Source organism: Brevibacillus sp. MER 51, assembly GCF_023714195.1.
Lineage (GTDB): Bacteria > Bacillota > Bacilli > Brevibacillales > Brevibacillaceae > Brevibacillus.
This window is the reverse complement of record NZ_JAMAUS010000030.1, coordinates 1-23,551: the sequence shown is the minus strand read 5'-3', so window position 1 is coordinate 23,551 and position 23,551 is coordinate 1. Positions and strand designations below refer to the sequence as shown.

20 protein-coding genes and 1 pseudogene are annotated in these 23,551 nt (G+C 46.6%); 1 reads left to right on the top strand and 20 read right to left on the bottom strand.

Going from position 1 to position 23,551, the window contains the following annotated elements:
- The first annotated feature begins 8 nt into the window (after nucleotides 1-8).
- Nucleotides 9-89 (top strand): IS3 family transposase, encoded by an 81-nt coding sequence (locus M3630_RS31280; RefSeq protein WP_353057225.1) that lies wholly within the window; start codon nucleotides 9-11, stop codon nucleotides 87-89.
- Between the two features lie 79 nt (nucleotides 90-168).
- On the opposite strand, the gene M3630_RS30055 is transcribed toward M3630_RS31280, so the two are convergent.
- The 20 genes and pseudogenes from M3630_RS30055 to M3630_RS29960 form a co-directional block, all read right to left on the bottom strand.
- Complete coding sequence (locus M3630_RS30055; protein ID WP_251254618.1) at nucleotides 169-855, bottom strand: DUF4956 domain-containing protein; 687 nt, start codon at nucleotides 853-855, stop codon at nucleotides 169-171.
- A 22-nt stretch (nucleotides 856-877) separates the two neighbouring features.
- Nucleotides 878-1,612 carry a polyphosphate polymerase domain-containing protein gene (locus M3630_RS30050; protein WP_221866757.1) on the bottom strand — a complete coding sequence of 245 codons (735 nt, stop codon included), beginning with the start codon at nucleotides 1,610-1,612 and terminating at the stop codon, nucleotides 878-880.
- Nucleotides 1,609-3,333 (bottom strand): CotH kinase family protein, encoded by a 1,725-nt coding sequence (locus M3630_RS30045; RefSeq protein ID WP_251254617.1) that lies wholly within the window; start codon nucleotides 3,331-3,333, stop codon nucleotides 1,609-1,611. The genes M3630_RS30050 and M3630_RS30045 overlap by 4 nt, the downstream gene beginning before the upstream one ends.
- Nucleotides 3,334-3,364: 31 nt before the next feature.
- Nucleotides 3,365-4,765, bottom strand: coding sequence for an exopolysaccharide Pel transporter PelG (gene pelG, locus M3630_RS30040; RefSeq protein ID WP_251254616.1), 1,401 nt, complete (start codon nucleotides 4,763-4,765; stop codon nucleotides 3,365-3,367).
- Between the two features lie 5 nt (nucleotides 4,766-4,770).
- Nucleotides 4,771-6,177, bottom strand: a complete 1,407-nt coding sequence (gene pelF / locus M3630_RS30035) for a GT4 family glycosyltransferase PelF (RefSeq protein ID WP_173610722.1) — start codon at nucleotides 6,175-6,177, stop codon at nucleotides 4,771-4,773.
- Nucleotides 6,178-6,180: 3 nt separating this feature from the next.
- The gene (locus M3630_RS30030) at nucleotides 6,181-8,004 is read right to left on the bottom strand and encodes a DUF2194 domain-containing protein (RefSeq protein WP_251254615.1); all 1,824 of its coding nucleotides are present in this window, start codon (nucleotides 8,002-8,004) and stop codon (nucleotides 6,181-6,183) included.
- A gap of 80 nt (nucleotides 8,005-8,084) precedes the next feature.
- Nucleotides 8,085-9,059: a hypothetical protein gene (locus M3630_RS30025; RefSeq protein ID WP_251254614.1), complete on the bottom strand. Its 975-nt coding sequence runs from the start codon at nucleotides 9,057-9,059 to the stop codon at nucleotides 8,085-8,087.
- Entirely contained in the window at nucleotides 9,052-11,256 is a 2,205-nt protein-coding gene (locus M3630_RS30020; protein WP_251254613.1) for an NAD-dependent epimerase/dehydratase family protein, read from the bottom strand. Before M3630_RS30020 ends, M3630_RS30025 begins: the two co-directional genes overlap by 8 nt.
- A complete protein-coding gene (locus M3630_RS30015) occupies nucleotides 11,253-11,672 on the bottom strand; it encodes a response regulator (protein WP_173610726.1) in 420 nt (139 codons plus the stop codon). The genes M3630_RS30020 and M3630_RS30015 overlap by 4 nt, the downstream gene beginning before the upstream one ends.
- 317 nt (nucleotides 11,673-11,989) lie before the next feature.
- Nucleotides 11,990-12,360: pseudogene (locus M3630_RS30010) on the bottom strand (response regulator).
- Between the two features lie 605 nt (nucleotides 12,361-12,965).
- Nucleotides 12,966-14,576 carry a gamma-glutamyltransferase family protein gene (locus tag M3630_RS30005; protein ID WP_251254612.1) on the bottom strand — a complete coding sequence of 537 codons (1,611 nt, stop codon included), beginning with the start codon at nucleotides 14,574-14,576 and terminating at the stop codon, nucleotides 12,966-12,968.
- Between the two features lie 286 nt (nucleotides 14,577-14,862).
- A complete protein-coding gene (locus M3630_RS30000) occupies nucleotides 14,863-15,393 on the bottom strand; it encodes a chromate transporter (RefSeq protein ID WP_251254611.1) in 531 nt (176 codons plus the stop codon).
- Nucleotides 15,390-15,971, bottom strand: a complete 582-nt coding sequence (locus tag M3630_RS29995) for a chromate transporter (RefSeq protein WP_251254610.1) — start codon at nucleotides 15,969-15,971, stop codon at nucleotides 15,390-15,392. Before M3630_RS29995 ends, M3630_RS30000 begins: the two co-directional genes overlap by 4 nt.
- 78 nt (nucleotides 15,972-16,049) lie before the next feature.
- The gene (locus M3630_RS29990; protein WP_173610731.1) at nucleotides 16,050-16,526 is read right to left on the bottom strand and encodes an Lrp/AsnC family transcriptional regulator; all 477 of its coding nucleotides are present in this window, start codon (nucleotides 16,524-16,526) and stop codon (nucleotides 16,050-16,052) included.
- Between the two features lie 212 nt (nucleotides 16,527-16,738).
- Entirely contained in the window at nucleotides 16,739-17,209 is a 471-nt protein-coding gene (locus tag M3630_RS29985) for a nucleoside deaminase (protein ID WP_173610732.1), read from the bottom strand.
- A 71-nt stretch (nucleotides 17,210-17,280) separates the two neighbouring features.
- Complete coding sequence (locus M3630_RS29980) at nucleotides 17,281-19,167, bottom strand: ABC transporter permease (protein WP_173610733.1); 1,887 nt, start codon at nucleotides 19,165-19,167, stop codon at nucleotides 17,281-17,283.
- Nucleotides 19,142-19,912 (bottom strand): ABC transporter ATP-binding protein, encoded by a 771-nt coding sequence (locus tag M3630_RS29975; protein ID WP_007729857.1) that lies wholly within the window; start codon nucleotides 19,910-19,912, stop codon nucleotides 19,142-19,144. Before M3630_RS29975 ends, M3630_RS29980 begins: the two co-directional genes overlap by 26 nt.
- A 247-nt stretch (nucleotides 19,913-20,159) precedes the next feature.
- Entirely contained in the window at nucleotides 20,160-21,176 is a 1,017-nt protein-coding gene (locus tag M3630_RS29970) for a sensor histidine kinase (RefSeq protein ID WP_251254609.1), read from the bottom strand.
- Nucleotides 21,173-21,871, bottom strand: coding sequence for a response regulator transcription factor (locus M3630_RS29965; RefSeq protein ID WP_173610735.1), 699 nt, complete (start codon nucleotides 21,869-21,871; stop codon nucleotides 21,173-21,175). Before M3630_RS29965 ends, M3630_RS29970 begins: the two co-directional genes overlap by 4 nt.
- 656 nt (nucleotides 21,872-22,527) lie before the next feature.
- Nucleotides 22,528-23,043 (bottom strand): sigma-70 family RNA polymerase sigma factor, encoded by a 516-nt coding sequence (locus tag M3630_RS29960; RefSeq protein WP_251254608.1) that lies wholly within the window; start codon nucleotides 23,041-23,043, stop codon nucleotides 22,528-22,530.
- Nucleotides 23,044-23,551 lie beyond the last annotated feature (508 nt).

Here is a 23,551-nt window from a genome sequence, read left to right as displayed (position 1 = left end):
AAAATTACATCTGTTTTTATAACCAAGATCGAATTCAGGAAAAATTGAACTACCTGTCTCCATACGAGTATGGGAAACAGGTAGCCTAGGTGCTTTTTCAACGTCTCATTAATTAGGGTCAGTCCACCTGTAAAGGCGTCGTCAGAAAGGGATTTTTTGTTGAATCATTTATGGTGCATAATCGCCATCGTAGCTGACCAATGATACGTTTTTCACACCTTCTACCTCTGAAATATCCTGAACAAATGCCGTATTATCTCCCTTGATTTTTACTTCTACAATCAATTCCACCATCTCTTTGTTGACTGTCTTTGATTTCAGGGTGTATTTTAGCTTGTTCAGCTGGTATTTGATCCCGTCATTGGCTTGATCCTGATAAGTAATAATGAGCAGATAGGCAACATCTCTCATTTGCCGCTTGGATAATACGACAATGACAGCCGCCACCACCAGAGAGCCCAGGACGGAAACCGGGTATACACCTGCTCCCGTCGCAATACCTACCGAGATCGACCAAAACATGAAGACAATATCCAGCGGGTCTTTGATGGCGGTACGGAACCGCACAATGCTCAACGCACCAACCATCCCGAGAGAGAGCACGATATTCGTACTAATCGTCATGATAATCAGGCAAGTAAGCATTGCCATGACCACCAGCGTGATGTTAAAGGTGTGCGTATAGACGACGCCACGAAACGTTTTCTTGTAAATATAGTAGATAAACAAACCAAGCAATCCCGACAACACAAGACCTATGATGGTATCGATGATCGAGATGCTGGCGAATTGGTCCATTTTTAAGACACTTTTTTTGATGATATCTTGAAAATTAATCGTATTGGTCGTGTCCATAGTTTCTCGACTTCTCCTCACACTAAAGATTATAGTACTTTTTGGTTTCCTCTCTGCAAATGACATATTTGGAGATAGCCGACCGCTGATTACTCAGGTTTTGCAGCAAATGTCTAATATTGAATGGCAGGAATTGATCGTACTTCACTTCCATGATCATCATGGGCTGATGAATCGCTCTGACCATCATGATGTGTTCGTCAAAAATATCAAGCGTATTGACGTTTGCCTTCAAGTACTTATCAAACGTGATTCGGACATTCCCTTCTCTCACCAAATACGCCTCTCGAACATAATCCGTAATGACACGAGGCCGAAACAGATGATTCTTGCACGACAAATAAAAATCTCGCAGCACAGCGCTTTCCGTCTCCCGCAGAAACTCAACATCGCCTGCGAAAATTCGTTCATACTCATCTCGCGTAATCGACGCTGATTCTTTGCAAATGTATCCGCCAAACTTGCTCTTTCGCTCCATCTTGATGACCGCATCACTTTTGTTGTAAATGCGGATGCGATACTTTTTTCTTTGAAAAACCCCGTAGTTTTTTTCATAGAGAGCCGTGTCGTGATAGTCATCAAAATACAGGCTGCGAATATGATAGCCTTCCTCACTTACAGAATGGGGGTCAGGAGTCGCGATCAGACGCAATTTCTGCCGGAGTGGCTCATAATGGGTCAGCCGAAGATAATACTTCAACTCATGCCGCAATCGCTTGTTGCCTAGCTGGATGCCCGTGCTCTGTATTCCTTTCATTTCAACACAAACTCCTTCACCCCGTGATAAATCGCATCCTCCGGCTCTACTCTGTCAAATGCCGTCTGTGTGTTCCCTTTGCTGTCCCGGACAATCACCCTCCAGAAAAAGCGACCTTTTCCCGGATCGTTTATCGTGTATTGGACTCCTGTCAGTCCCTTTGCCTGCGCGTGTATCTTCGTAAATGCAGGGTCGTAACTGACAGCAAAATCGTAGGTCAGATCGTCTCCTTGCAGGTCATAGGAATGGTCCCAGGAAAAAATGAGCTTGTCTCCTTCTTTTCTTGGATCTCCCATAAAAAAGGGCATTGGATTCTCTTGGCGCTCATAGTATCTCTTTTTGTTTCGCTCCGGTTCACCAGAGAGAAGTGCTTGCTCATTGTGAAAATAGGAGACATCCAACGGCAAATTATATAAATCAGGTTGTTGCAGAACGTATTTGCTCACAATCGGATAATAGCTCTTCAAGTATTTTTCCGTTTGCTCTTTCGTAATGATCTTGCTGACTTCCTCAACCTTTTCGTTTAGCGCCTTGATGTTTTCCGGGTCTTTGAAGATGCGGCGATGCAGGTTCGACACCCAGTAGTTGGAGAGACCAAACTGCCATTGACCGAGCCCTTTTTCTGGACTGCGCTTGAGCTCTTCTTCGAAAAATCCCCATGTTGAGTCATAGTCCCACGGGAGGAAATACCATTTGTTCGAGTTGTTTGGACTGTATAAATAAAAATTGTGAACAGCCGTATCGTGATTCCCCATCAACAGGTTGGCTGCCATCCATGTATAATAGTTCTCCCGATCAAAATGCTTGTCCAAAAAGTCCTGCGTATTCATTGCAGGATTATGGAGATCCTCCAGCATGGCAATGAGCTTTTCATGGTTCTCGCTGCCTTTGATCTCCAGAATTTTTTCAAATGCTTTCTTGTCGTAGGTAGGATCGGTTGCCAGCTTGATCTGATCCTCGTAGCGATGGAACTCGAAATCAATTGCCTTGTACAAGTTTCCGTTCCGGTCCAACCCGTGCGCCTGCAAAAATGTTTTGTTTGGCTGTTCAATTTGAGTAAACAAACCGTAATCAACAAAGTCCCGGTCTGGATTTTTTTTGGTCAAATCCTTGATTTTTACTTGAACGAACTGCGTCCGCAAGCTAGTCATATTCGGCATCTGCTCGAAATAATCAAAGCTTAGCTTTTGTCGAACACGCGTCATGTCAGACTTGTGCTTGCTTAAGTTGATGTTGCGCTGATCCCGCCAATATCCGGCACTTTCGAACAAACGGATTTTGTACGATTTTTGTTCCGCTCTCCTGCTCGATTCCCCTCGTAGCTCAATCGTTCCGTTTGCTCTCGTCTCTCCAAAACCAAAGTAGCCCTGGGTCGGCCCCTCCGCCGTCCCTTCCTGCATAATGACTTTGGCCTGGAGATCTTCTCCCTTTTCATTCCGTCCGCTAGGAGCCAGATTGAGTTCCGTAAAGGTGGTTGTCTTCAGTTTGGAATTTTCTTCGTTGACTACCGTCACATACAAATGGACGATGCTCCCATCCACATCCTGATCGTATACGCTTCTATTCTCAATCAGTCCCTCATTCATCTGTTGAGTTGGTGCCACCTGGCTCGTTGCTGCCGGGGTATCTGACACTGGCTGTTCAGGTACATTCTGTGTACAACCAGTCGATACAACTCCTAATGCTACGAGCAGGCTCAGTATGAATCGTTTTTTCTTCACCCTAAGTCCTCCCCAATCCATCAGTCCCCATCTATTCCATTCGCTTTCCTTTGACAAAGAGCGGCTGTAGGCAATAGGTGTAATAATCGATATTTTTCAGGTAATAGATCAGCCTGCCGAGACCAGCTACCAGACCAAGAAACGAAGCAATAAAAAATGAAAAACCGTAGTTCTGAAGGGGCAGCATCGCTATGGTGATGACAACCGTACTGATGAGAAATAAGGTCGTCACCGCAAGCGCTCCCTTCCGATCGTCAAAATAGAGCAGCATCAGCACGATCACAAACATAACAGCGTACAGGTATCCTGCGATAACTAGGATGTTGTACCGCTCCATCTGCTCGGACGTAAAACCGATGTGCGGAAGCAGCGTAATTCCCAGAGCCAATGCAACAAAGGAAAAGAACAGCTGCACTTCCATCATGAAGCTGAGTTCTTGCATCAATGTTTGGACCATGTCAGTTTTTGCCCGCTTGATATCCTGCACCGAGCCTGTGCCCAATATCGTCCCGTAATACGCTCGATACTTCTCATAAAAAGCGGTCTCTACAGATACAACAAACATGACCATCGTAGGCAATATGCTCAAGGAAGCGTAGAAAGCAGGCACGTCATAAAACGGCGCAATCACGTAAGTATCCGCCACAACTTCTTGAAGCGGACTCCCCAGCCAGTAAATAAAATGGTGCACATAAAAGCCGAGAGAGCAAAAGAGACCCACGCCCAGCAGACTTGGGTATTTTTTCACGTACTTCACGAAATCAAAGTAGTTCCTCTCCCGCTTCGGGAAATAGCTCTCCAAATGAATCATCGACAGAACGATCATGATAAAAAAGCCAAGATCCAAAGAAATCAGCATTGCGATTCCTTTTTCCAATTCAGTCAGATTCACCAGAAAAAACGCAGCCAGAAGCGTAACGGCAACAGCCGCCAAATACCCGCGAATAATTCGCATATAATCCTTTAATGCGGACAAATAGGCGGATTGCAGCCATACAACGATCAGTTCCACAAAAAGAAGGTAGGCTACGAGCTTAAAGCCAGACGGCAAAGGAGCCAGCCAATAAAAAGCGCCGCCGAGAATTCCCCCCAAGCCCAGGCAAACAGCCATAACTCCGTACAAAGAAGCAATGATGTCGTTATACTCGCGCAAGTATATTTTGTCTGCAATATAGCGAGAAATGACCATGGAAAAACCGCAGGTAACCAACAGTGAAAACACAAACGCATAAACAACAGCTGCTAAAAAAGACATCCTCTCCAAATAGCTGACATTCAATTGAAGAAGGACCTGCTGTAGCACCGTGATCATGACCATACAAATCAGCATCGGTCCGACTGTGACCAGCGAAGAAAATGCATACGCCTTCACACTGGACAAATACCCTTTATTCCGAAACATTTTCTTCAGTTCAAAGCCAATGCCCGCCATATTTCTTACACCTCGTATTTCCGATACATATTGCGATATCCCGCCAAGAAGTTCTCATGTGTGTAAATATCCGATACTCTTTGGAAACCGCATCTGCCCATACGCCGTCTCAATGGCTCGTTTTGACACAACGTAATGATCGCTTGGGCAATTTGGGTAAAATGCATGACGGGTACCGTTATCCCTGCGTTGCCATAGTTGTCACCATTGCCGTACAACAATTCCCGACAGCTTCCCACATCCGTTGTGACGAAGGGCTTTCTGCATGCCATTCCTTCCAAAATAACGAGCGGTTGGCCTTCACTAATGCTGGTCAAAACAAGCATGTCCATTTTTCCGAGATACTCTTTTACATTGACCGCACCCGTAAACGTAACATCCTCCAGTTGCAGGCTGTCGACCAATTGCAGGCATTCTGTGTAGTACTCCTCATCTTCATCCGTCGGGCCCATGATAACAAAGCGTGCGTGTGGTACTTGCTCTTTGACGAGTCCGAAGCTATGCAGCATTGTTTTAATATCCTTGATAGGTACCACGCGGACAACAGCACCAATGGTGATTGTGTCGTTCTTTTTTTCCTCCACGATGTCAGCATAATCACTCACTTTTACACCGTTCGGGATCACGGATACTTTGGAAGGATCACACCCTAGCTCGATCTGAATTTCCTTGTTTCGTTCAAATAACGTGATTACCTCATCCGCGTAGGAGTAGGCACATGCAGAAAGATTATGAAAGTAGTCGATCCAAATATCCTTAAAGTGACCCTTGATCCAGTTTGCCTTGATAATTTCTTCTTCCCGCTCGCGTGTATAGATTCCATGCTCCGTCAGCAAAAACGGCTTTGCATGCAGATACTTCCCAAGACTCCCTGCTACACCGCCATATCCCGTGCACACACTGTGATACAAATCCGCTTGCGGCATGCCGTTTTGAATGACCAGGCATAGCGGCAAGACCATCGAACGAATCATCCAGATCATTTCGGTAAAAGGGATTTGCGGATATTTTTGTTCGCAAAGCCGCTGGATAACCTCGAAAAAGTCCTTGCTTGTAAGCAACTCAGCTACGGATGGCACCTTACTCCCCGACAACACGGAAAAAAGAGCACGCCAGTCACCCTTGCTCCCATCAAGCAACGAAAGCAACGCTTGCCGCTCATCCTCAGTAAGACCCAGACGCTTGCCCGGTGCAGCCTCTTCTTTCAGATAGGCATCCAGAAATACCTCTTTGATTTCCACCACATTCGAGGGGAGCTGGTAGACGTATTTTCCCTTGTTTTTCCCTTCTGCTCCAATTGCATAAATGATGAACTCATGCTCTGGCATGCTAGTGATTAAGGAATGAATCCAGCTAGAAACACCCCCCGTGATAAAAGGGTAAGATCCTTCGGCAATCAGACAAATTTTCATCGCTTACTCTTCCAGTCCTATTTCAAATTTGGCACCCGTTGCATGCACGAGATAGGCACCTTCCTCTATTTTTTCTACCGTACAATTGACCAAGCTCGTCATTTTTTTGTTTGTCCGCAAGATGTAATACATTTCGCCGGAGAAATTGTTCATGTAGCCTGTTATTTTTTTATCCGTATGCGTGATATACACATCCGTCTGCACATAGCTCTCAAGACTTGCTGCAGCTTCGGAAGCAGTCTGACTACGTAACCATGGATACTGCTGGTAAAGTTCTTCCAGCATGAGTTGAAAGTCTTTTACCAATTCCGGCCACGACTTGTTATTGCTTCGCCCCTTGTCCAACACATCGTCTGGATGAACAAAATGAGAAAAAACACCAATGGATGTGATCGCATTCGTTATGTACCAATCATGAATGTCTGTGCGACTGTATCCGGAGGTAATACGTGGCAACTCTATCATGCCATCATCAGCCACGGAAAACTCCTGGATGTATTCGTGTGTACTGTCTGATTCCGCATACAAGGAGGCAATGACCCTCAGATCAGGGAAGGATTCTTTCAGCGCTCGACGCCCTTCCTCTCCCATCACGTTGGAAGGCGGAACGTACACCTGTATGTCATACGACGAGAAAACCTTCTTGATATAATCGTCCAGGTACGCAAGCGACTCAGCCATGCTTGCTTCATCAGGCCAAGCCTTATACTCGTAATGGCTCGCCGTCGCCTGATCGGTTACCAGCGATTGATGGTTGTATCCATGGATGCCCAATTCGCCACCCAATTTCAACAAGTCCCTGCCGTACGTGATCAGATTGTTTGAATCCGTTCCTTCCTCATCAGTGAAGGGCGGGGCAACCCGGTTATTGTAGGTTTTGATAATAGCTCCCGTGTAGGTCACATCGTAATCGGCAGCAAGCTTGATCATGTCCGGCCACCACACATCCCGATAGAAGCTGGGAATATCTTTGTGGTACTCGCGGTAAATACTCGGCTCGATCCCCTGACGAAAAGGGGCCGGAAAATCGTCAATATACATGATTTTCATATTGAAAATGGGGTACATGAAATCTTGATTCAGTGAACTGATGCCACCAGCAATCAGTCCTCTGTTCATTGCAGATTGCATATTCGTCCCGTTATAGACCATGACCTTTCCCTGTCCATACTGGGTCTCCCATAACAGTGGCATATTGTCGGCAGAAACAGCGTGAACCTTCGCTTGCCTATCCAGCTCTACGGGAATCGAGGAATTCACAATGGAATCTGCGCCAATTTTTGCATCTTCTCCTTTGATCAAGAGATTGGATGTCATCTGAATGCCGTTTGTCACGATAGGGTAATTGATGGAATTGATCCCCAGTTTTCGGTATATGCGGTACAAGCTGTCATTGTATTCAGGCATACGTGAAAAGAACACATTTCCACCATTGTGCGCATATTGCATCATCGCATCCAGATTGGCTATCATGCCGAGATTTTCTATGGTGACAATGACCGTCATGTATTGGGGATCGGGCTTCGAGAACTGCTTAACGTCAGCGAGATCGTACTCCTTTTTCATATACCGCAGCACTTGCTCCACATTCCTCGCGATTGCCATGCTGCTCTCATCCTTGGAATCATGCAGAATGAGGAATCTCTCCCTTGCTAGCTTGGCAATTTCCTCCTGACCGATCGCGTTTTGCTTCGGCTCGTCATTCTGTATTTGCGAGCCTCCTGACTTATTATTGCTCACCTGAAGGATGAACTGAGATCGGGTAGCTTCTATGGTGATCCCCAGAATCGCCACAAAGATCAGAATGATGTAGATGTTTTTTTTCACGGGAATATCGCTGGACCTCGACCTGCTCCATTCTCTGTCATTTTCCCTGTCTCTTTTCCTTCTCATGTTCCTTGTCATTCTCATTTTGTATCGCTCATCTCTGTCAAATTCGGACCTGTTTCCTGTGCAGCAGCGACTTCCCCCCATGTGCTGTCTTGCTCAACATCCTCCAAAGTGCTCCAATAGCGGATCATCATCAGCGTGGCGTGGGATATTTTAACCGACGAACTTTTTAACCGATTCATTTCAGCCACAAACCCTGCGTAGTCTCTGAGCGTAAAGAAGCGCTTTAGCGACATGACATATGGCTGCTCGCTTTCCGGATGATACTCATGAAACAATTGACAGTATTGTGCGGCTGATTCATAGGACTGGTTCACCAGCTCGCAATTGATCTTGTCCACAAAATAGCTTTCTTCTTCCTGATAAATGCCCAATAATGATTCGAGAACAAATGAATACGTGTAGCTGTATTTCACATAGGTGCGTTGATCAATGAGTGAACTGTCCAGATACTTCTTCAATACATCTGCGTAGGCGCGTAAAACCCCAAGATCCTGCTTGTTCTCCTCATATTTCACTGATAAATCCTGCAGTTGGAGCTGAAGGTTGCGCTGCATTTCCGTTAGAGCGGCTGCCGCGTAGTGAACCGTTTCCGAATCCTCGTTTTGCAAGGCTGTCTCCAATGTACCGATCTGCCAAATGGTCTGCTCTTTCAAAACATCGATCAGCATCTTTCGGCGTGTGCCAGTGTCGTTCAAAAACAAAATGTCCTCAACCGGTACGATGTTCATTTCCTTTTCCATGTCCGCTCTTCGGAAAATATTCGATCCCTCAGCTAGTTTCAGCAAATCGCTCTCTAGCATCAGTTCATTCACATTCTTTTTCGATGTTCGTTTGAATGCATCCGTAATCCCCAATAACAGGAGGCCAAAAACGGGAAGAAAGCCAACAACAAGCATTCGCATAATAAGCACCTGCCTGTTCTTGCCCCGGCTTTGTATCCAACTGTAACCAACAGACACCAAGACATGGAGGAGGACTAGATTAAGCATAGGCGCCATCCTTCAGCCAGAAGCGATCCTGGTCTTTTTCCTGCACAATTCTCGATGCAATACCGAGTCTACCAAGCCTATCAATCACGATACGGGCTTCTTGCTCGTTGGAATTGGAGAGAATGATATAGACATCTCCGGCTTCGTCCATTCCCATATAATCTGCTTCGCGAAGAGAACTGGCGACATAGGTAGAAAGGGTATGATGATCCATTTGCGCAGAATCCACTGCCAGGAGGGTAAAGTCAGTGTTCAACTGTTGTTTGGCATCCCTTTTGTTCTTCACCATTGCTGAAAAATAAGCAGGAATCAGGATAGAGGTATCTTCCAGGTAGCGGTCCTTTTGTGTGGAATTTAAGTATCGGAGAGAACGGGACAAAGCGGATGAGATCAATTGAACGGCGACTTGGAAGAGGTTTTGGGTGTACATTGTAAAATTTTCAAATCCGAGCTGTTGCAATGTGACCACGGCAACCATTTTTCCCTTGTCAAAAATAGGGGCTGCCATAAGAGGCATGTCGTGACGCAGCTCTTTATTCACGATGATCTTCTTCATTGTCATTAATTCAGTAAGATAAGCATGCTCACTCATTTTCAGCGAGCGTGGCAGATCAAAACCCGCTTTATTCGATTTGGCCATCAATCGCAAGAAGGAACCATTTTGATTCATCGTATAAATTGCGATCTCATCGGACTTCATGATTCTTTCCAGTACCTTGACCGATTTCTGCAATACGCGCTCAGGCTCGAGGCTGTCCAACTCTTTGGTGATGCTGTAGATTTTCCCGAAGCTGTCTTCCGAATTGACGATCTGCTGCTGCAATTCTTGCTTTACCATCAGGACATCGTTATAAATGTCTTTTAAAAAATCATATTTGTCTTCCAGGGCTTGCTTTTGCAGCTCCTTGGACAGTACGTCCCTGTTGCGTTTATCGATCGAATAGCCCACAGCAATCCCGATAATAAAATAGACAGCGATATGAAACAGAACATTTGCGTCATACAAAAGCGATACGACATCGCGTCCGTTATGCAGGCTTTCCCCGATAAAAAGTCCACAAGCCAGGATAACAGACAAGAGGGATTGCTTCGTTCCGTAAACGGCGCCAATCAACACGATGTAAATCAGCTTGAGATCAAAGACACCGCTATTAACCGTTCCAACTGTGGCGAAAATCACCAGAAGAAACGCAAGAATGTTCTCTATGTACGGCCTTGCATCCCATGAACGTAGCCAAAGGATCGTTTTCTTCCCTTCGCTCTCTTGCTCTTGTTCTTTCTCTGCGATGCTCTCTTGATACCACTGCGCCGTTTTTTCCAGCCCCTCCGCCAATGAATACATCGGGATCCAATCTAGTCTTCTCTTTGCCCTCGTATTGTCCAAAACCGACTTTTCTACGTCTCCTGGGCGTTTTTCCCTTCGCACTATTCCCTGGAGCTGCTGATTCTCCCCAAGAATGTCAATCAGCTCATTAATGCTGCTTTCCTGATTGGTAGACAAATTCATCACACTGGTATCATCCGTGGTAACGGAACGAAAAATGGCGTCAGCTACATCCTCTACATAAATAAAATCTCTCGTTTGGCTGCCATCCCCGTGCAAAACAATTTCTTTTCCATGGTTGATCTGAGTTAAAAAAGTAGAGATGACGCCGCCTTCCCCTACTGCACTCTGTCTGGGGCCATACACATTCGCCAAGCGAAAGGCTACCGTTCGCAAGCCGTACATTTCCGTCCATTTACGGCAATACATTTCACCGATGTGCTTATTTATTCCATAAACAGACACCGGATCACACGCTGAATCTTCGTGTAACGGTGTATTTTCACTCATGCCGTAAACGGCGGCTGATGACGCAAAAATAAATTTGGACACGCCATATTTGCTTGATAGCTTCAGCATATTCACGAGTCCAAGAATGTTCGTATTCGTATCCAGCAAAGGGTCTTCCATGGATGCAGCAACACTGACTTGGGCCGCTAAATGTATGACAACATCGAACCTGTTGCTTTTAAATACTTCATCACATTTTTTATCCGCTACATCCAGCTCGTATGCCTTATGCGGAAATGTGACGTTCCTCTGATTGCCTGAGCTGAGATTGTCGAGGATGAAAACTTTATACCCTTCCTTATAAAATCTCTCCGCGACAAAAGAACCAATGAACCCATAACCACCTGTGATCAAAACTTTCATACTAACACCTCAGCTATTTGTTTCACCTGTCTATCCCCACGACGAACATCTACCCCTGTTCCCAGCAATTTTTGCACAGCCCATTCGATGCGCTCCAGCTGCAGTGGCTTCGCTATGAAATCCCGCGCACCTGCCTGAAGCGCCTTTATGACGGTATCGTGCCTAGACACTGCTGAGCAAATAATGATCTTGGCATCCTTGTCCAACTCCATGATTTTGCGTGAAGCAGTCAAACCGTTCATGCCGGGCATGGTAATATCCATCGTAACGAGTGATGGTTTGTACAAGCAGTAATTTCTCACAGCCTCCTCTCCCGAAGCAGCTTCCGCAACAACGTGGAGTCCTAACGTCTCAAATATGTTGCGCAACACATGTCTCGTAAAAGCCGTATCATCAACAATCAGAATGCTATTCATCCAAAAACGCTGTCTCCCATCCTATCCATCTATCTCTTTCGGACTATTTTATTATAGTAATATATTCCTATTACCAATACCAACCAAAACTATTGCCTCTTACTCTTCGTTTTCATAGGCACAAAGCCCCTCTATCCGCAGCTTTCCCCATTCTACTAGGATCATCTCAACAATTTCTGAACAAGAGAAAAAAGAAGAGCAGGGACAGTTACCTATACGGCAGCTTATCTCTGTTCTTCACTGCTTGGCCTCATTGATCAAAAGCTGTCCCTGAACCTACTGCAAACTCGGGAACTGCTCCATATCCCCCATCGCATTCACCTGGAATCCGTTTCCAGTAAATGTTGCACAGCCCATTCAATTCTCTCGAACTGCAAGGGTTTTGCGATAAAATCACGCGCACCTGCCTGATCGCTTTGATGACAGTATCGCGTCGTGTAACTGCGGAGCATATAATAATCTTCGCATTCTTATCCAGCTCCATGATTTTTCGGGAGGCAACCAAACCGTTCATGCCCGGCATCGTAATATCCATTATGACGAGTGACGGTCGATACAAACAATAATTTCTAACAGCCTCCTCCCCTGAATCAGCTTCTGCAACTACCTCAACACCTAATTTCTCAAACATGTTACGCAGCACAAGTCTCGTAAACGCTGTATCATCAACAATTAAAATGCTATTCATTCAAAATGTTTTCTCCCATCTTTTATACCACGACTTTCGAACTATCATAAAGAGGGTTTACTATACGCAAAAACGACGTAATCTGATCATTTTCTACATTCTACCGGGGACATCTAAACAACTTCTGAACAGATGAATATCGTCAAAAGTAGAAAACAGGCACAAATAAAAAGACCGAAGCATCCGCTTCGGCCCAACTCACTCTACTATTTGGTTCTCTTTTCTCTACCAAGCCGCAATACAACTGTCCTTACGTTCTAAGATTGTTCTTTTGTTCCCTTTTACCAAGAAAATCTTTAGCAAGCGCGAGGTACCACGCAACTATTTCCATAAAAGCAAGGATCACAAACCATGCCCATATTTCCCCTTGGGTAAGGCCGTACAACAGGTTATCAATTTCTGTACCAGAACCGCGCGTCAAAGACTGCAAAAAGAATACAATTGGACCGAAAATAGAAAAAAATAGAGTGATCATCGAAAAAAGGGTACGCCGTTTTCGAATTAGATACACAATACTCCTAATTATCGTTATGAGAATAAATATATAATAAACATACCACACCCATGGAGCCCTCCTTTCCTTAGTCCAGCCCCAGAATGTTTCCTTACCAAGCCGCAATACTGCTATCCGCGCGCATATCCGTACCACCGCTTAGCACACCATTTTCATCACGCCAAATGATTTGACCACGTCCGAAGTAATTGCCGAGCTGCGCCCATTTGATCGTATGGCCCCTGCGCTCCAAAGCTTGTGCCAAATGCTCCGGGAAATGACGCTCCAGCTCCACTGTTTTGCCTTCCACCCACTGCCAGCGCGGCGCATCGAGTGAAGCTTGCGGATTCAGCTGGAAGTCGACCGTGTTCATGACCACTTGCACATGTCCTTGTGGCTGCATGAAGCCGCCCATTACACCGAATGGCCCCACTGCTTTTCCATCCTTCGTCAAGAAGCCCGGGATTATGGTGTGGAACGTTTTTTTGCCGGGCTCCAAGCAATTGTCATGAGCAGGGTCCAGCGAGAAGGTATGACCGCGGTTTTGCATGGCGATTCCTGTCCCCGGCACAACTACCCCGGAACCAAAGCCCATGTAGTTGCTTTGGATAAAGGAAACCATATTGCCCTCACCGTCAGCAGTCGCTAAATAGACCGTACCGCTCATTTTCGGCTGACCCGGCTCTGGCGTCAAGGCTTCATGACCAATCAGTGCACGGCGAGTAGCAGCGTATTCCTCTGACAACAGCGCTTCCTTGGAAACTTTCATTTTGCTCTCTTCCGTGATGTATTTCAATCCATCCACAAATGCCAGCTTCATCGCTTCGATTTGCTTGTGATACGTTTCTGTTGTGTCTTTTGCGTCAAAATCAAAGCCTTTCAGAATGTTCAGGGCCATCAGGCCGATCATCCCTTGCCCATTCGGCGGTATCTCCCACACATCGTAGCCACGGTAGTTGACTCCGATCGGCTTCACCCATTCCGGCTCATAGGCAGCTAGGTCTTCTTTGCGCAAATAGCCGCCGCACTCACGGGAGAACGCGTCGATCTTGTCTGCCAGCTCTCCGCGATAGAAGCTCTCTGCATTTGTTTCCGCGATTTGACGCAGCGTCTTCGCATGACCCAGCGACTTCCAGATGGCGCCCGCTTTTGGCACTTTGCCATCTGGCGTAAAGGTGGAGAACCAATGCGCGAACTCTTCCCCTTTGCATTGCTGGGAAAACTTTTTGTGTGCGGCATTCCAATTATGCGCCAATGTGGGCGATACAGGATAGCCATTCTCCGCATAATCAATCGCTGGCTGCAAAACCTCTGTCAGCGGAAGGCGTCCGAAACGCTTGGACAAAGTTGCCCACGCAGCAGGTGCGCCCGGTACAGTGACAGGCGTCCAGCCGTAGGTCGGCATTTCATCAAGACCTTTTGCTTTTAGTATCTCGATGGAGATTCCTTGTGGAGCAGGCCCGCTTGCATTCAATCCATGCAGCTCGTCTTTGATCCACACGAGGGCAAATGCGTCTCCCCCGATGCCGTTCGAGGTCGGTTCTACTACAGTCAGGCACGCAGCCGTTGCAATCGCCGCATCCACCGCATTTCCGCCCTTTTTCAATATATCGAGGCCAGCTTGTGCCGCCAGTGGCTGCGAGGTCGCCACCATGCCGTTCTTGGCAAAAGTCGTCACACGCTTCGATGCGTATGGGTATTCCATTGCGTCAAAATTAACCATGGTTTTTGCCTCCTTCGTTTAGCCGATTCTTCTGGTTTGAGTCAACATAGTGGAGGAGAAGAAAAAGCACAGTTCTCTTCAACTCTGACACGCCAGCAAGGGGGAGTGACTGGCCGTCTCCACTTCAAAAAAGGGACCGTCGAGCCAAAGCCACCCTACGGGCGAAAGTTTCTCAAGGAAGAAATGTTCGACAAGCGGGTCCCCTTTTTGAAGTTCCGACTGGGTAGGCGTTGTCAAGGTCTACGAGCCCTGTGCTTTTTCTTCTTACCAGCTTACGTAAACTTATCTAGCCGATGAAAACAAACCCGTACGCCATTGCTCCCAAAATGACAAATGCGGGATGGACCTTCCACGTTTCGAGCAGAAGGTAGGATGCCACTGTCAAAATCCCCGTTTGCATCCAGCCAATGCCTTCGACTGCGCCCAGTAAGAATTGATACGTCATCGTTCCGAGCAAGACTGTAACAACTGGCCGTACCGATTGAGTCATCGCTTTTACTTGTGGAGCACTGCGGAATAAATTAATAAAACCCATCAATAAGACCATAGCGATCGCTGTCGGAGCGACCGTTGCAAATAATGCGACTACTGCGCCCGGTACGCCCGCTATCTGATAGCCAATGTATCCAGCGAGCTTGGTCGCGATTGGGCTGGGCAGCGCATTTGCTACCGCAAGCACTTCTCCGAATTCCTGTACACTCATCCACTGGTAATGGTCAACCACTTCATTTTGGATCAAAGGGATGCTCGGTGGTCCTCCCCCGTACCCCAAAATGTTGGAGATGAAAAAGGCCCAAAATAATTGCAGGTAGATCATGCTACTCCCTCCTTGCCGTCCTTGTCCTTGCGCTTGCGGACAGACCAAGTAGAGTAGGCAAATGAAACGGCAAGCGCAATCCCTACTACAATGCCCGGATGCCAATCAAGGAAGAGCAACGCAACGAGTGAAAGGGCGAGGGAAAGACTCACACCTGCTTTGCTGGATGCTCCCTTCCACCCCTTTGAAAGGAATTCCCAAGTAAGGACGCCTGTCATGACTGCGATTACCGGACCGATTGCTTCGATCATGCCGTATACACCCGGCGCATCCTTCCATTGATATATCACTTTCAGCAAACCGATCATCACAAGCACGATTGGCATCACGACTGCGATGTTTGCCACCAATGCACCCTTCCAGCCTTTTACCCGATAGCCGATAAATGCGGCCAGCTTGGTCGCAATGGGCCCTGGAAGAGCGTTGCCGAGCGCCAGATTGTCGGAAAAGTCCTCATCTGTCACCCATTTGTACTTTTTCACACATTCGGTGTAAAAGAGGGGAACCATAGTAGGTCCTCCTCCAAATCCAAAGATTCCGATGCGGAAAAAGGCGAGAAATAATTGCCAGTAAATCATAGCTGTACCTCCGTCCTTGCCTAGCTAGCAAAAAAGTTCACCCGATTGCACCAACTGACAGGATACCAGTTGGCCTTGCTAACGGATAAAGTTGTACTTGGACTTCAGTATTTTCAATTCGTTAATCACATTCGTTTTGGAGATGCCCGGAATCTTGTGAAGCTTTTTGAGCAAAAATTGGGATAATTCTTCATTGCTTGTTACGAGAATCTGTGTGAAAAGCTGATATTCACCAGAAGTAAGTACGATGAGCCTGATCTCTACGGTTTCCGTTAACGCAGCAACCACATCGTCCAGCTTTTCCGCATCCACAGCCACTTGAATCATCGCCTGTACGTGAAACCCTGCTTTGACTGGATTAACAATACCGACCAGACTCAGGGCACCTTCGTCCTGTAATTGCTGAACGCGCATGCGGATCGTCTTTTCTGTAACCCCGAGGTCCTTCGCAATCTGAGTAAACGGTAAGCGCGCATTTCCTTGCAAGGCTCGAATGATCCCGTAGTCGATGTCATCTAATTCAGGATAAAGTGATCTTCGGAAAGTTTCCTCCATACAAACACACCTTTATTCGTCTTTTTCAAACAATATTCAACCTTATCACAGCTCAATATTAGAAAATTCGGTCGAATTCCATGATGATTGTTGTTACTATAATACGATTTTCGACACAATGCAATACTTTTACAAAAAATTCCATATTAAAACCTATTCTTACTATAAATAAAGCAAAGAAAAAGAGCCTGCTCCGCAGGAGAGGCTCTCGATTAATATTCGATACGGTCCAGAGATTGAGACCATGCTTCAAATGGGCTCCGTCTATTCGCAAGATTGATTCTCTGAAAAGGAATACTCCGTTCTTCAAGAGGAAGAACAATCTGCTCATAAATAAACTGATCATCAAAACCGACATGCGCCGCATCTTCTTTCGTGCAAGCATAATAGACATTGCGCGGTCTGGCCCAATAGATGGCTCCCAGACACATCGGACACGGCTCACAGCTTGTATACAGGTCGCAATCGTTTAATTGAAAGGTTTCGAGATAACGACATGCTTCTCGAATCGCTTGGATTTCGGCATGTGCCGTAGGGTCATTGCTCGCCGTCACTTCATTGCGTCCTCGCCCGATTACTTGCCCGTCCTTCACGACAATGGCTCCAAATGGTCCGCCTGTTTTATCACGGACATTTTCAAACGCAATCTGTACGGCTTGCCTCATCCACGTCTCTCGTTCCATCCACTTGCCCCCTCGCATCCTTCTCCTTTTATCCTATGTCCTTGCTCGTCTGGACATGCTGGAAAAAGTCACTAGCGGTTCATTGATTGCTTTAAATGGAACAAGTAACGGTTTCGAATGATCCAGAAATACACCCCTTGAACAACGACGAAGCTGCATAGGACAATCGCGGTCGGTTTGACCACAGACGCGACAAGGATGAGCTTCAACAAGCTTTGCAGGGACACGAACGCCACCATGCTGTGAATAATGGCCACCACAATCGGCACGAAGAACAGCAGGGCAACCTGAGTCGTGACGATCCGCGTCAGCTCCGCATCCGTGAGTCCAATCTTGGAAAGCGCTCCATAATGCCGTTTGTCGTATTCCAAATCCGTGTACAGACGGAAGTAGAGAAAGCTTGCTGCGGCTACGAAGAACAACACACCCACAAACAACCCGATAAAGAGTCCCATGTTCGCCATTTGTTTCATGGTGTGGTAGTAGGGTGCACGAGCTGAAAACGAATAATTATCTTCGTCATGACGAATATCTTCCTGAAGCTTGAGACTAAGATCCTGCGTTTCCTTCCATCTTGGCACCTCGTACACAAAGCGCTCTTCTTCCTTCATTTTCGGAAGCTGGTCATACACCTGATTCGGTACGACAACCAATCGCTTAAATTCAATCCCTCTGATCAATGGAGTCATATTCGTATCTGTTTTGACTGCGAGCTGTGCCTTCCCTACTTGCAGTGTTTTGCTCGCTACCGAATCACCAATCCAATTGAGCAGTACGAAGGCCTCTTTATTCGTCATTTCGAGTACAGTCGAATTGGAAGCTACGGCCAGCCGGTTATAGTCAGACAGCTTGACTACTCCGACCCTTTCCTCCTGAACCAGTTCTGGCAAAACTCGCATAGCCACTTGATATTTTTCGAAGGAAAAGCCATTTTGCTGCAAGCTCGTTTCAATTAAAGACAGATGCTTCGCTCTCTCGGCATCGCTTTCTTTGGACTGGTATTCAAACGCAAACGGGTGTGTTTTCATCACCGTGATCTGAATCGACCCAGCCAAAGCTGCCAGCGTGCCAATCGCACAAAAAGCAACAGTAGAGACGATGCTGACTAAAAAGAACATCCGTGCATTATCCTTCATCCGATAGGCCAGATCAGAGAGCGTCAAGAGATTCGTACGTTTCCAATAAAAAGTTCGACGCTTCTTCAGAAAATCGATGAAGATGACGCTCAGCTGAGTAAACAACAAGTACGTTCCTACAGTCGTCAGCGCAATGACCGGAAGCATCAATACGAGCACATTCACGCCGTCAGCAGTGAGGGCTAAGGCATAGCTCATGCCCAACAAAGCTACCGCGACCAGAGACAGCACTAACGATGCCCTCGGCTCACGCTTAGGCCGACCGCTTCCTTGCAACAGATCCAACAGACTGCGGCTTCGCAGCAAGAGGACCGTAAATAGCGAAATGGCTGCATACAAGATGAGAAACGCCACCACTGTCAAACCGATCGCTTTCCACGGGAAGTAAAACCCGAGTGCTTTTACAGCAAGCAAAAATCCGGCGAATTGGAAAAACAGCTTGGCGAGAACTAGTCCGAGGCCAATCCCAATGGCAATCGAGACGATGCCAATCAGCATGTTTTCCATAAAAATCAGCGTGTTCCGCTGTAGCGGTGTCATGCCCTGGATAAAAAGGATGCCGAACTCCTTCTCCCTCTTTTTCAGAAAAGCACCGACACAATAAAAGAGAAAAAAGAAAGAGAACAGAAAAATGACGTACTCAGCCGCCATCATCCCAGTAGCTACGGATTCATGAATCTCCTGCCCGATAATTTCCGGATGAAAAATGAACATCGCATAGACGAAAAAAATGAGGACAGAAAAAACGCTACTCATGAAGAATGCAGCGTACATACGCTTATTTCGTACAACATTATTACACGCGAATTGTCGAAAGGTCATAGGTGTTCCCTCCCAAAAACGACAATGAGTCAATAATTTTCTGGAAGAATACCTGTCGACTCTCACCACGATACATCTCGTTATGGAGCTGGCCGTCTTTAATAAAAATCACCCGATGGCAATAGCTGGCAGCCAAAGCATCATGCGTCACCATCATCATGGTGGTATTATCTCTCTTATTGATCGCTTCCAGTGTCTCCATCACATTGCGCGAAGACTTGGAATCAAGATTTCCTGTCGGCTCGTCAGCGAGCAAAAGCGACGGGGAATGAATGATCGCCCTGGCAATTGCCGTTCGTTGGCGTTGCCCCCCTGATACCTCGAAGGTCCGCTTTTCCAATATGTCCTGAATCCCTAGCTTCTCCGCAACACTTTGCAGCTTTTCTTCCATGACCGAGACTTTCTCATTGTCCAGCGTCAGCGGCAACACGATATTTTCCCCAATCGTCAACGTGTCCAAGAGATTAAAATCTTGAAATACAAAGCCGAGCTCACGGCGACGAAACAGAGCGAGTTTATCTTTTTTTAAATGATGCGGATTCGTACCGTTCAAAAGAACCGCACCTGAGGTTGGTGTATCAATAGTGGAGATCATGTTTAATAGCGTAGTCTTGCCACTGCCTGAGGGGCCCATAATACCGACGAATTCGCCCTTGCGAATCGAAAAATCGATATCGGTCAACGCGCGGTAGGTTACCTTGCCCCCGTATATTTTACTCAAGCTATTTACAGCAAGCATTTCCATGCGCTATTCCCCTTTCTTGCACTTCCAAATTCAAGTGCATTCAAAAAGTCGTCTTTTCAGCACCGAGAAAGAGGCGAGAACCTGCAAAAGGAGGAGCGGACTGTAGGAACCTACATGAGCACCGGACTTTAAAGGTGAACGCCTCTTTCGATGTCGAATCAGCTTTCTTAATTACTTCGTGATCAAAAGACGACTTTTTGAACTACCTCTTCAACTATACGAAAGTGCGCATAGTGCAACTATCGAATTAACTTTCAGCTACCTTACTTTCTTGTAAGGTTGGGACGACAGCAGACAAGACAATACGCACGGTTGTCCCCTCGCCCACTTCTGATTCCATTTCCACCCCATGATGGAGCCGCCCGCAAATTTCTTTCACCAAATATAGCCCCATCCCGGTGGACTCAGGGTATTTGCGCCCGTTTTCGCCCGTAAAATATGGCTTGAACACGCGGCGAATATCTTCGGCAGGAATCCCGATTCCATAATCCTGCACTTCCAGTATGGCATGTGCTCCGCGTTCATACGCACGAATAGTGACCTTGTTGCTTTTCCCTGCTGAATAACGAACGGCATTCGTCAACAATTGGTTGAGGACAAAAGCGAGCCACTTGTCGTCCGATTCCACTCGCCAATTTTCATCCACTTTTACCTCTGGATACACTTGGTTGCGAATAAACAGCCGTTTATTTTCAGCCAACACATTCTGCACCAAGGAACGCAGCGTTACGGGCTCGATCAGGAAGTCCTGTTCAAATCGGTCGAGGCGAGCTATGTACAGTACCGTTTCCAGTCCACGCTTGATTCGGTCCACTTCTTCACGGACGCTCTCAGCTGTTGGATCGTCTTCATTTTGCAGCAACAGATGAATGACCGAAATCGGCGTCTTCATCTGATGAACCCACTGCTGGATAAAGGTCGTATGATCCCGCTGCTTGTTTTCATAGGCATGGAGCTGTTCTTTGTAGAGTCGGTACTGCTCCTGACTGATGTCATCCATCGCGCGACACAACGGTGAATTCCCGTATGTCTGGGTCAGCTCTTCTAATGACTCTACCGGCTTGCTCAGTCGCTGATAGATTGTGCGGTGAGACAAGTAACGAATGGCGAGAAAAGCCCCCGCGAAAAAAACAGATAAAAACATGACATAGATCATCAATGATTCATTCCAGTACCCATCCATCGCAAAAATCATAATCAATAAGATCAATTGGATGAGAAAAAACGCTGCGAATGGCCATTGATCTCGAAGGAACAGCTTCATTGCCCCTCCTCCCAAGTCGCACGCAAGCGATAACCGGAACCGCGAACAGTCTCGACAGCTCCCTCTAGGCCTAAGTCCTTCAGCTTGCCGCGCACGCGTGTGATATAGACATTTAGCGTGTTTTCATCGACAAACTGTTCATCCCACAGCTTTTCTAGCAAACGCTCACGGCTGACGACGCGCGGATGTTGATTCATCAAGGCTTCGAGCAGTAACGCTTCCTTTTTGCTCAGCTCGATTTTGGTATCGTTCATGGACAGCTCCATTCGCTCCAAAAATAGCTTGAGCCCCGCTACTTCAACCGTACGCTCCCCTTCTTGCGGAGCATATTGTCCGTAAGCCCGACGCAGTTGACTGCGGATTTTGGCCAAAACCACGTCGTAGTCGAACGGCTTTGTGATATAGTCATCGGCCCCATTCTCCAAGGCCATCACTTGGTCCATTTTACTTTCTCGCGCAGAGATGAACAGGATCGGGCAGTTGGACTCCTGGCGCATTTGCCGGCACCAATAAAATCCGTCAAATTTCGGTAGATTCACATCCAACAGAACCAGGTCAGGGCGGGATTGGGTAAATACCTCCATGACTCTATCGAAATGTTCAACATTGACTGTTTGGAATCCGTATTTTTCCAGTTGCTCTTGCAGCAGCTGGTTGATTTTCGGGTCGTCTTCTACAATCATAATTGTGGACATCACTCATACTCCTCTCGTCTTGAGTCTCCTCCATTTTATTCTTTACTATACCATTAGAAAACGAGACTACGCCAAGCCTTTAGCGTTTCTCGTGCTTAGAAGTCGAATGAAAAAAAGACTTGTACGTTGCTATAGTGGAGGGGAGGAAACAGGAGAAAACGCTCAGCTTCTAGGGCCACCCCCCAGGGGATTGACTGCACGACTCCATGCAAAAAGCGAAACCTCGTCCAAAGTGGTCCTTTCAGGATGTGTTTCAGAGGTGGACGCTTAAGGGCGTGTTTCGCTTTTTTCATTGCGTCTCGGTCGGTGTCCCTAAGATCTTCGCTTATTTCTCCTGTTTCCTCTACGAGCTTTCCGTGTTAATCGGTTTTTAAATACCTTAAAAGAATGTAAGAATGCCATCAGTAACGACAGAGAAGAATATTTCCAGGCGTAGCGACTTGTGGAGTCCTACCGAGCGGAGAAGGGATTCGCGGGCAAAAGAAACGCAACCGTGCCCGAGCCCCGAAGCGGCTACCACTTTTGCGTTTCCCCGCGAATCCCTTCGGAGCGGACAGTCTCATCCCCCAGAGGGACGAAGCCTGGAGCCTAGCCTGGAAATATTCTTTTCTCCACTACAGCCACATAGCAAAAAAGGAAGGACTGTTGTCCCCCCTTTATGCTTGAGCATCCATCAATTGCTGGAGCTTCTTGATCCCGCGGAAGTGCAGGATTTTCACCGAAGCCTCTGTCTTGCCCAAGATTTCCGCGATCTCATTCATTCGCAAATCTCCGAGATAGCGCAGAGCGATCACATTGCGCTGATCCTTTGTCAGCGTGTGCACCTTATCCCATAAACCCTCGGTTGTCTCCTGATTCAGAAGGCACTCCTCCGGCAACCTATCTGTTGCGACCATATTGCTAAATGTGTCCTGATCCACCGGACTCTCCCGCTTCTTGCGCATGTAGTCAATCAACGCATTATGCGCAATTCGGAAAATCCAGGCGCCAAAAGGATGGCGGCCATCGTACTGTTCAAGCTTGGAGTACACCTTGATAAACACAGTCGTTGTCAGGTCTTCCACATCCCAGATGTTTTTTACCCGGTAGCGGAAATAGCGATATATTTTAGCAGAGTAATCTTCGTAAATTTGTTGGTGACTTAATTTTGGATACATGATTGCTGTTGTCATAATCGATCTCCCGTTTCGTGATCCGTATGAATTGATTTCATTGTACGGTCGAAACGAAGCAGGAACCATCGAGTTATATTTCAGGAAGCTTACACTTTTGTAAGGTACTTATGGGCTCGTTGTAAGCTCGCACAAGTAGGTACGGAAGAGGTTTCATTTCGGTTACAACTTTCAAAAGAAATCTTTAAAAATTTCTTAAGGAATTGTTTAAGTTGTCTTTAAAACCGTTTTTGCGTGTCATTTCAAAGCAGTTTTCATGCTACATGGTGTGTCTGCTTAGTAGCACTTTCACACTTTGAATTCACTTTCAAGCAATTTTTAAAAAACTGCGCAGGAGAAGCGCATTTCCAGTCCAAGCGCCTCTGGAGCCCACCCCAGCTTCGGAATAAATGGCGGGGAATTTCAGCTTCACTGATATGAACGAGGACTGTCAATAGCATGACGGCCCCGTTTTTTCTTTTTTCTTGTTGCTTTATATGGAGAGGCGGGCGTGGTAGACTGCTCTGTT

What these genes read in the sequence shown, in the direction of transcription:
- M3630_RS30055 (WP_251254618.1), bottom strand. Translation starts at nt 855, where the DNA reads ATGGACACGACCAATACGATTAATTTTCAAGATATCATCAAAAAAAGT.
- M3630_RS30050 (WP_221866757.1), bottom strand. Translation starts at nt 1,612, where the DNA reads ATGAAAGGAATACAGAGCACGGGCATCCAGCTAGGCAACAAGCGATTG.
- pelG (WP_251254616.1), bottom strand. Translation starts at nt 4,765, where the DNA reads ATGGCGGGCATTGGCTTTGAACTGAAGAAAATGTTTCGGAATAAAGGG.
- pelF (WP_173610722.1), bottom strand. Translation starts at nt 6,177, where the DNA reads ATGAAAATTTGTCTGATTGCCGAAGGATCTTACCCTTTTATCACGGGG.
- M3630_RS30025 (WP_251254614.1), bottom strand. Translation starts at nt 9,059, where the DNA reads ATGCTTAATCTAGTCCTCCTCCATGTCTTGGTGTCTGTTGGTTACAGT.
- M3630_RS30020 (WP_251254613.1), bottom strand. Translation starts at nt 11,256, where the DNA reads ATGAAAGTTTTGATCACAGGTGGTTATGGGTTCATTGGTTCTTTTGTC.
- M3630_RS30015 (WP_173610726.1), bottom strand. Translation starts at nt 11,672, where the DNA reads ATGAATAGCATTCTGATTGTTGATGATACGGCTTTTACGAGACATGTG.
- M3630_RS30005 (WP_251254612.1), bottom strand. Translation starts at nt 14,576, where the DNA reads ATGGTTAATTTTGACGCAATGGAATACCCATACGCATCGAAGCGTGTG.
- M3630_RS30000 (WP_251254611.1), bottom strand. Translation starts at nt 15,393, where the DNA reads ATGATCTACCTGCAATTATTTTGGGCCTTTTTCATCTCCAACATTTTG.
- M3630_RS29995 (WP_251254610.1), bottom strand. Translation starts at nt 15,971, where the DNA reads ATGATTTACTGGCAATTATTTCTCGCCTTTTTCCGCATCGGAATCTTT.
- M3630_RS29990 (WP_173610731.1), bottom strand. Translation starts at nt 16,526, where the DNA reads ATGGAGGAAACTTTCCGAAGATCACTTTATCCTGAATTAGATGACATC.
- M3630_RS29985 (WP_173610732.1), bottom strand. Translation starts at nt 17,209, where the DNA reads ATGGAACGAGAGACGTGGATGAGGCAAGCCGTACAGATTGCGTTTGAA.
- M3630_RS29980 (WP_173610733.1), bottom strand. Translation starts at nt 19,167, where the DNA reads ATGACCTTTCGACAATTCGCGTGTAATAATGTTGTACGAAATAAGCGT.
- M3630_RS29975 (WP_007729857.1), bottom strand. Translation starts at nt 19,912, where the DNA reads ATGGAAATGCTTGCTGTAAATAGCTTGAGTAAAATATACGGGGGCAAG.
- M3630_RS29970 (WP_251254609.1), bottom strand. Translation starts at nt 21,176, where the DNA reads ATGAAGCTGTTCCTTCGAGATCAATGGCCATTCGCAGCGTTTTTTCTC.
- M3630_RS29965 (WP_173610735.1), bottom strand. Translation starts at nt 21,871, where the DNA reads ATGTCCACAATTATGATTGTAGAAGACGACCCGAAAATCAACCAGCTG.
- M3630_RS29960 (WP_251254608.1), bottom strand. Translation starts at nt 23,043, where the DNA reads ATGACAACAGCAATCATGTATCCAAAATTAAGTCACCAACAAATTTAC.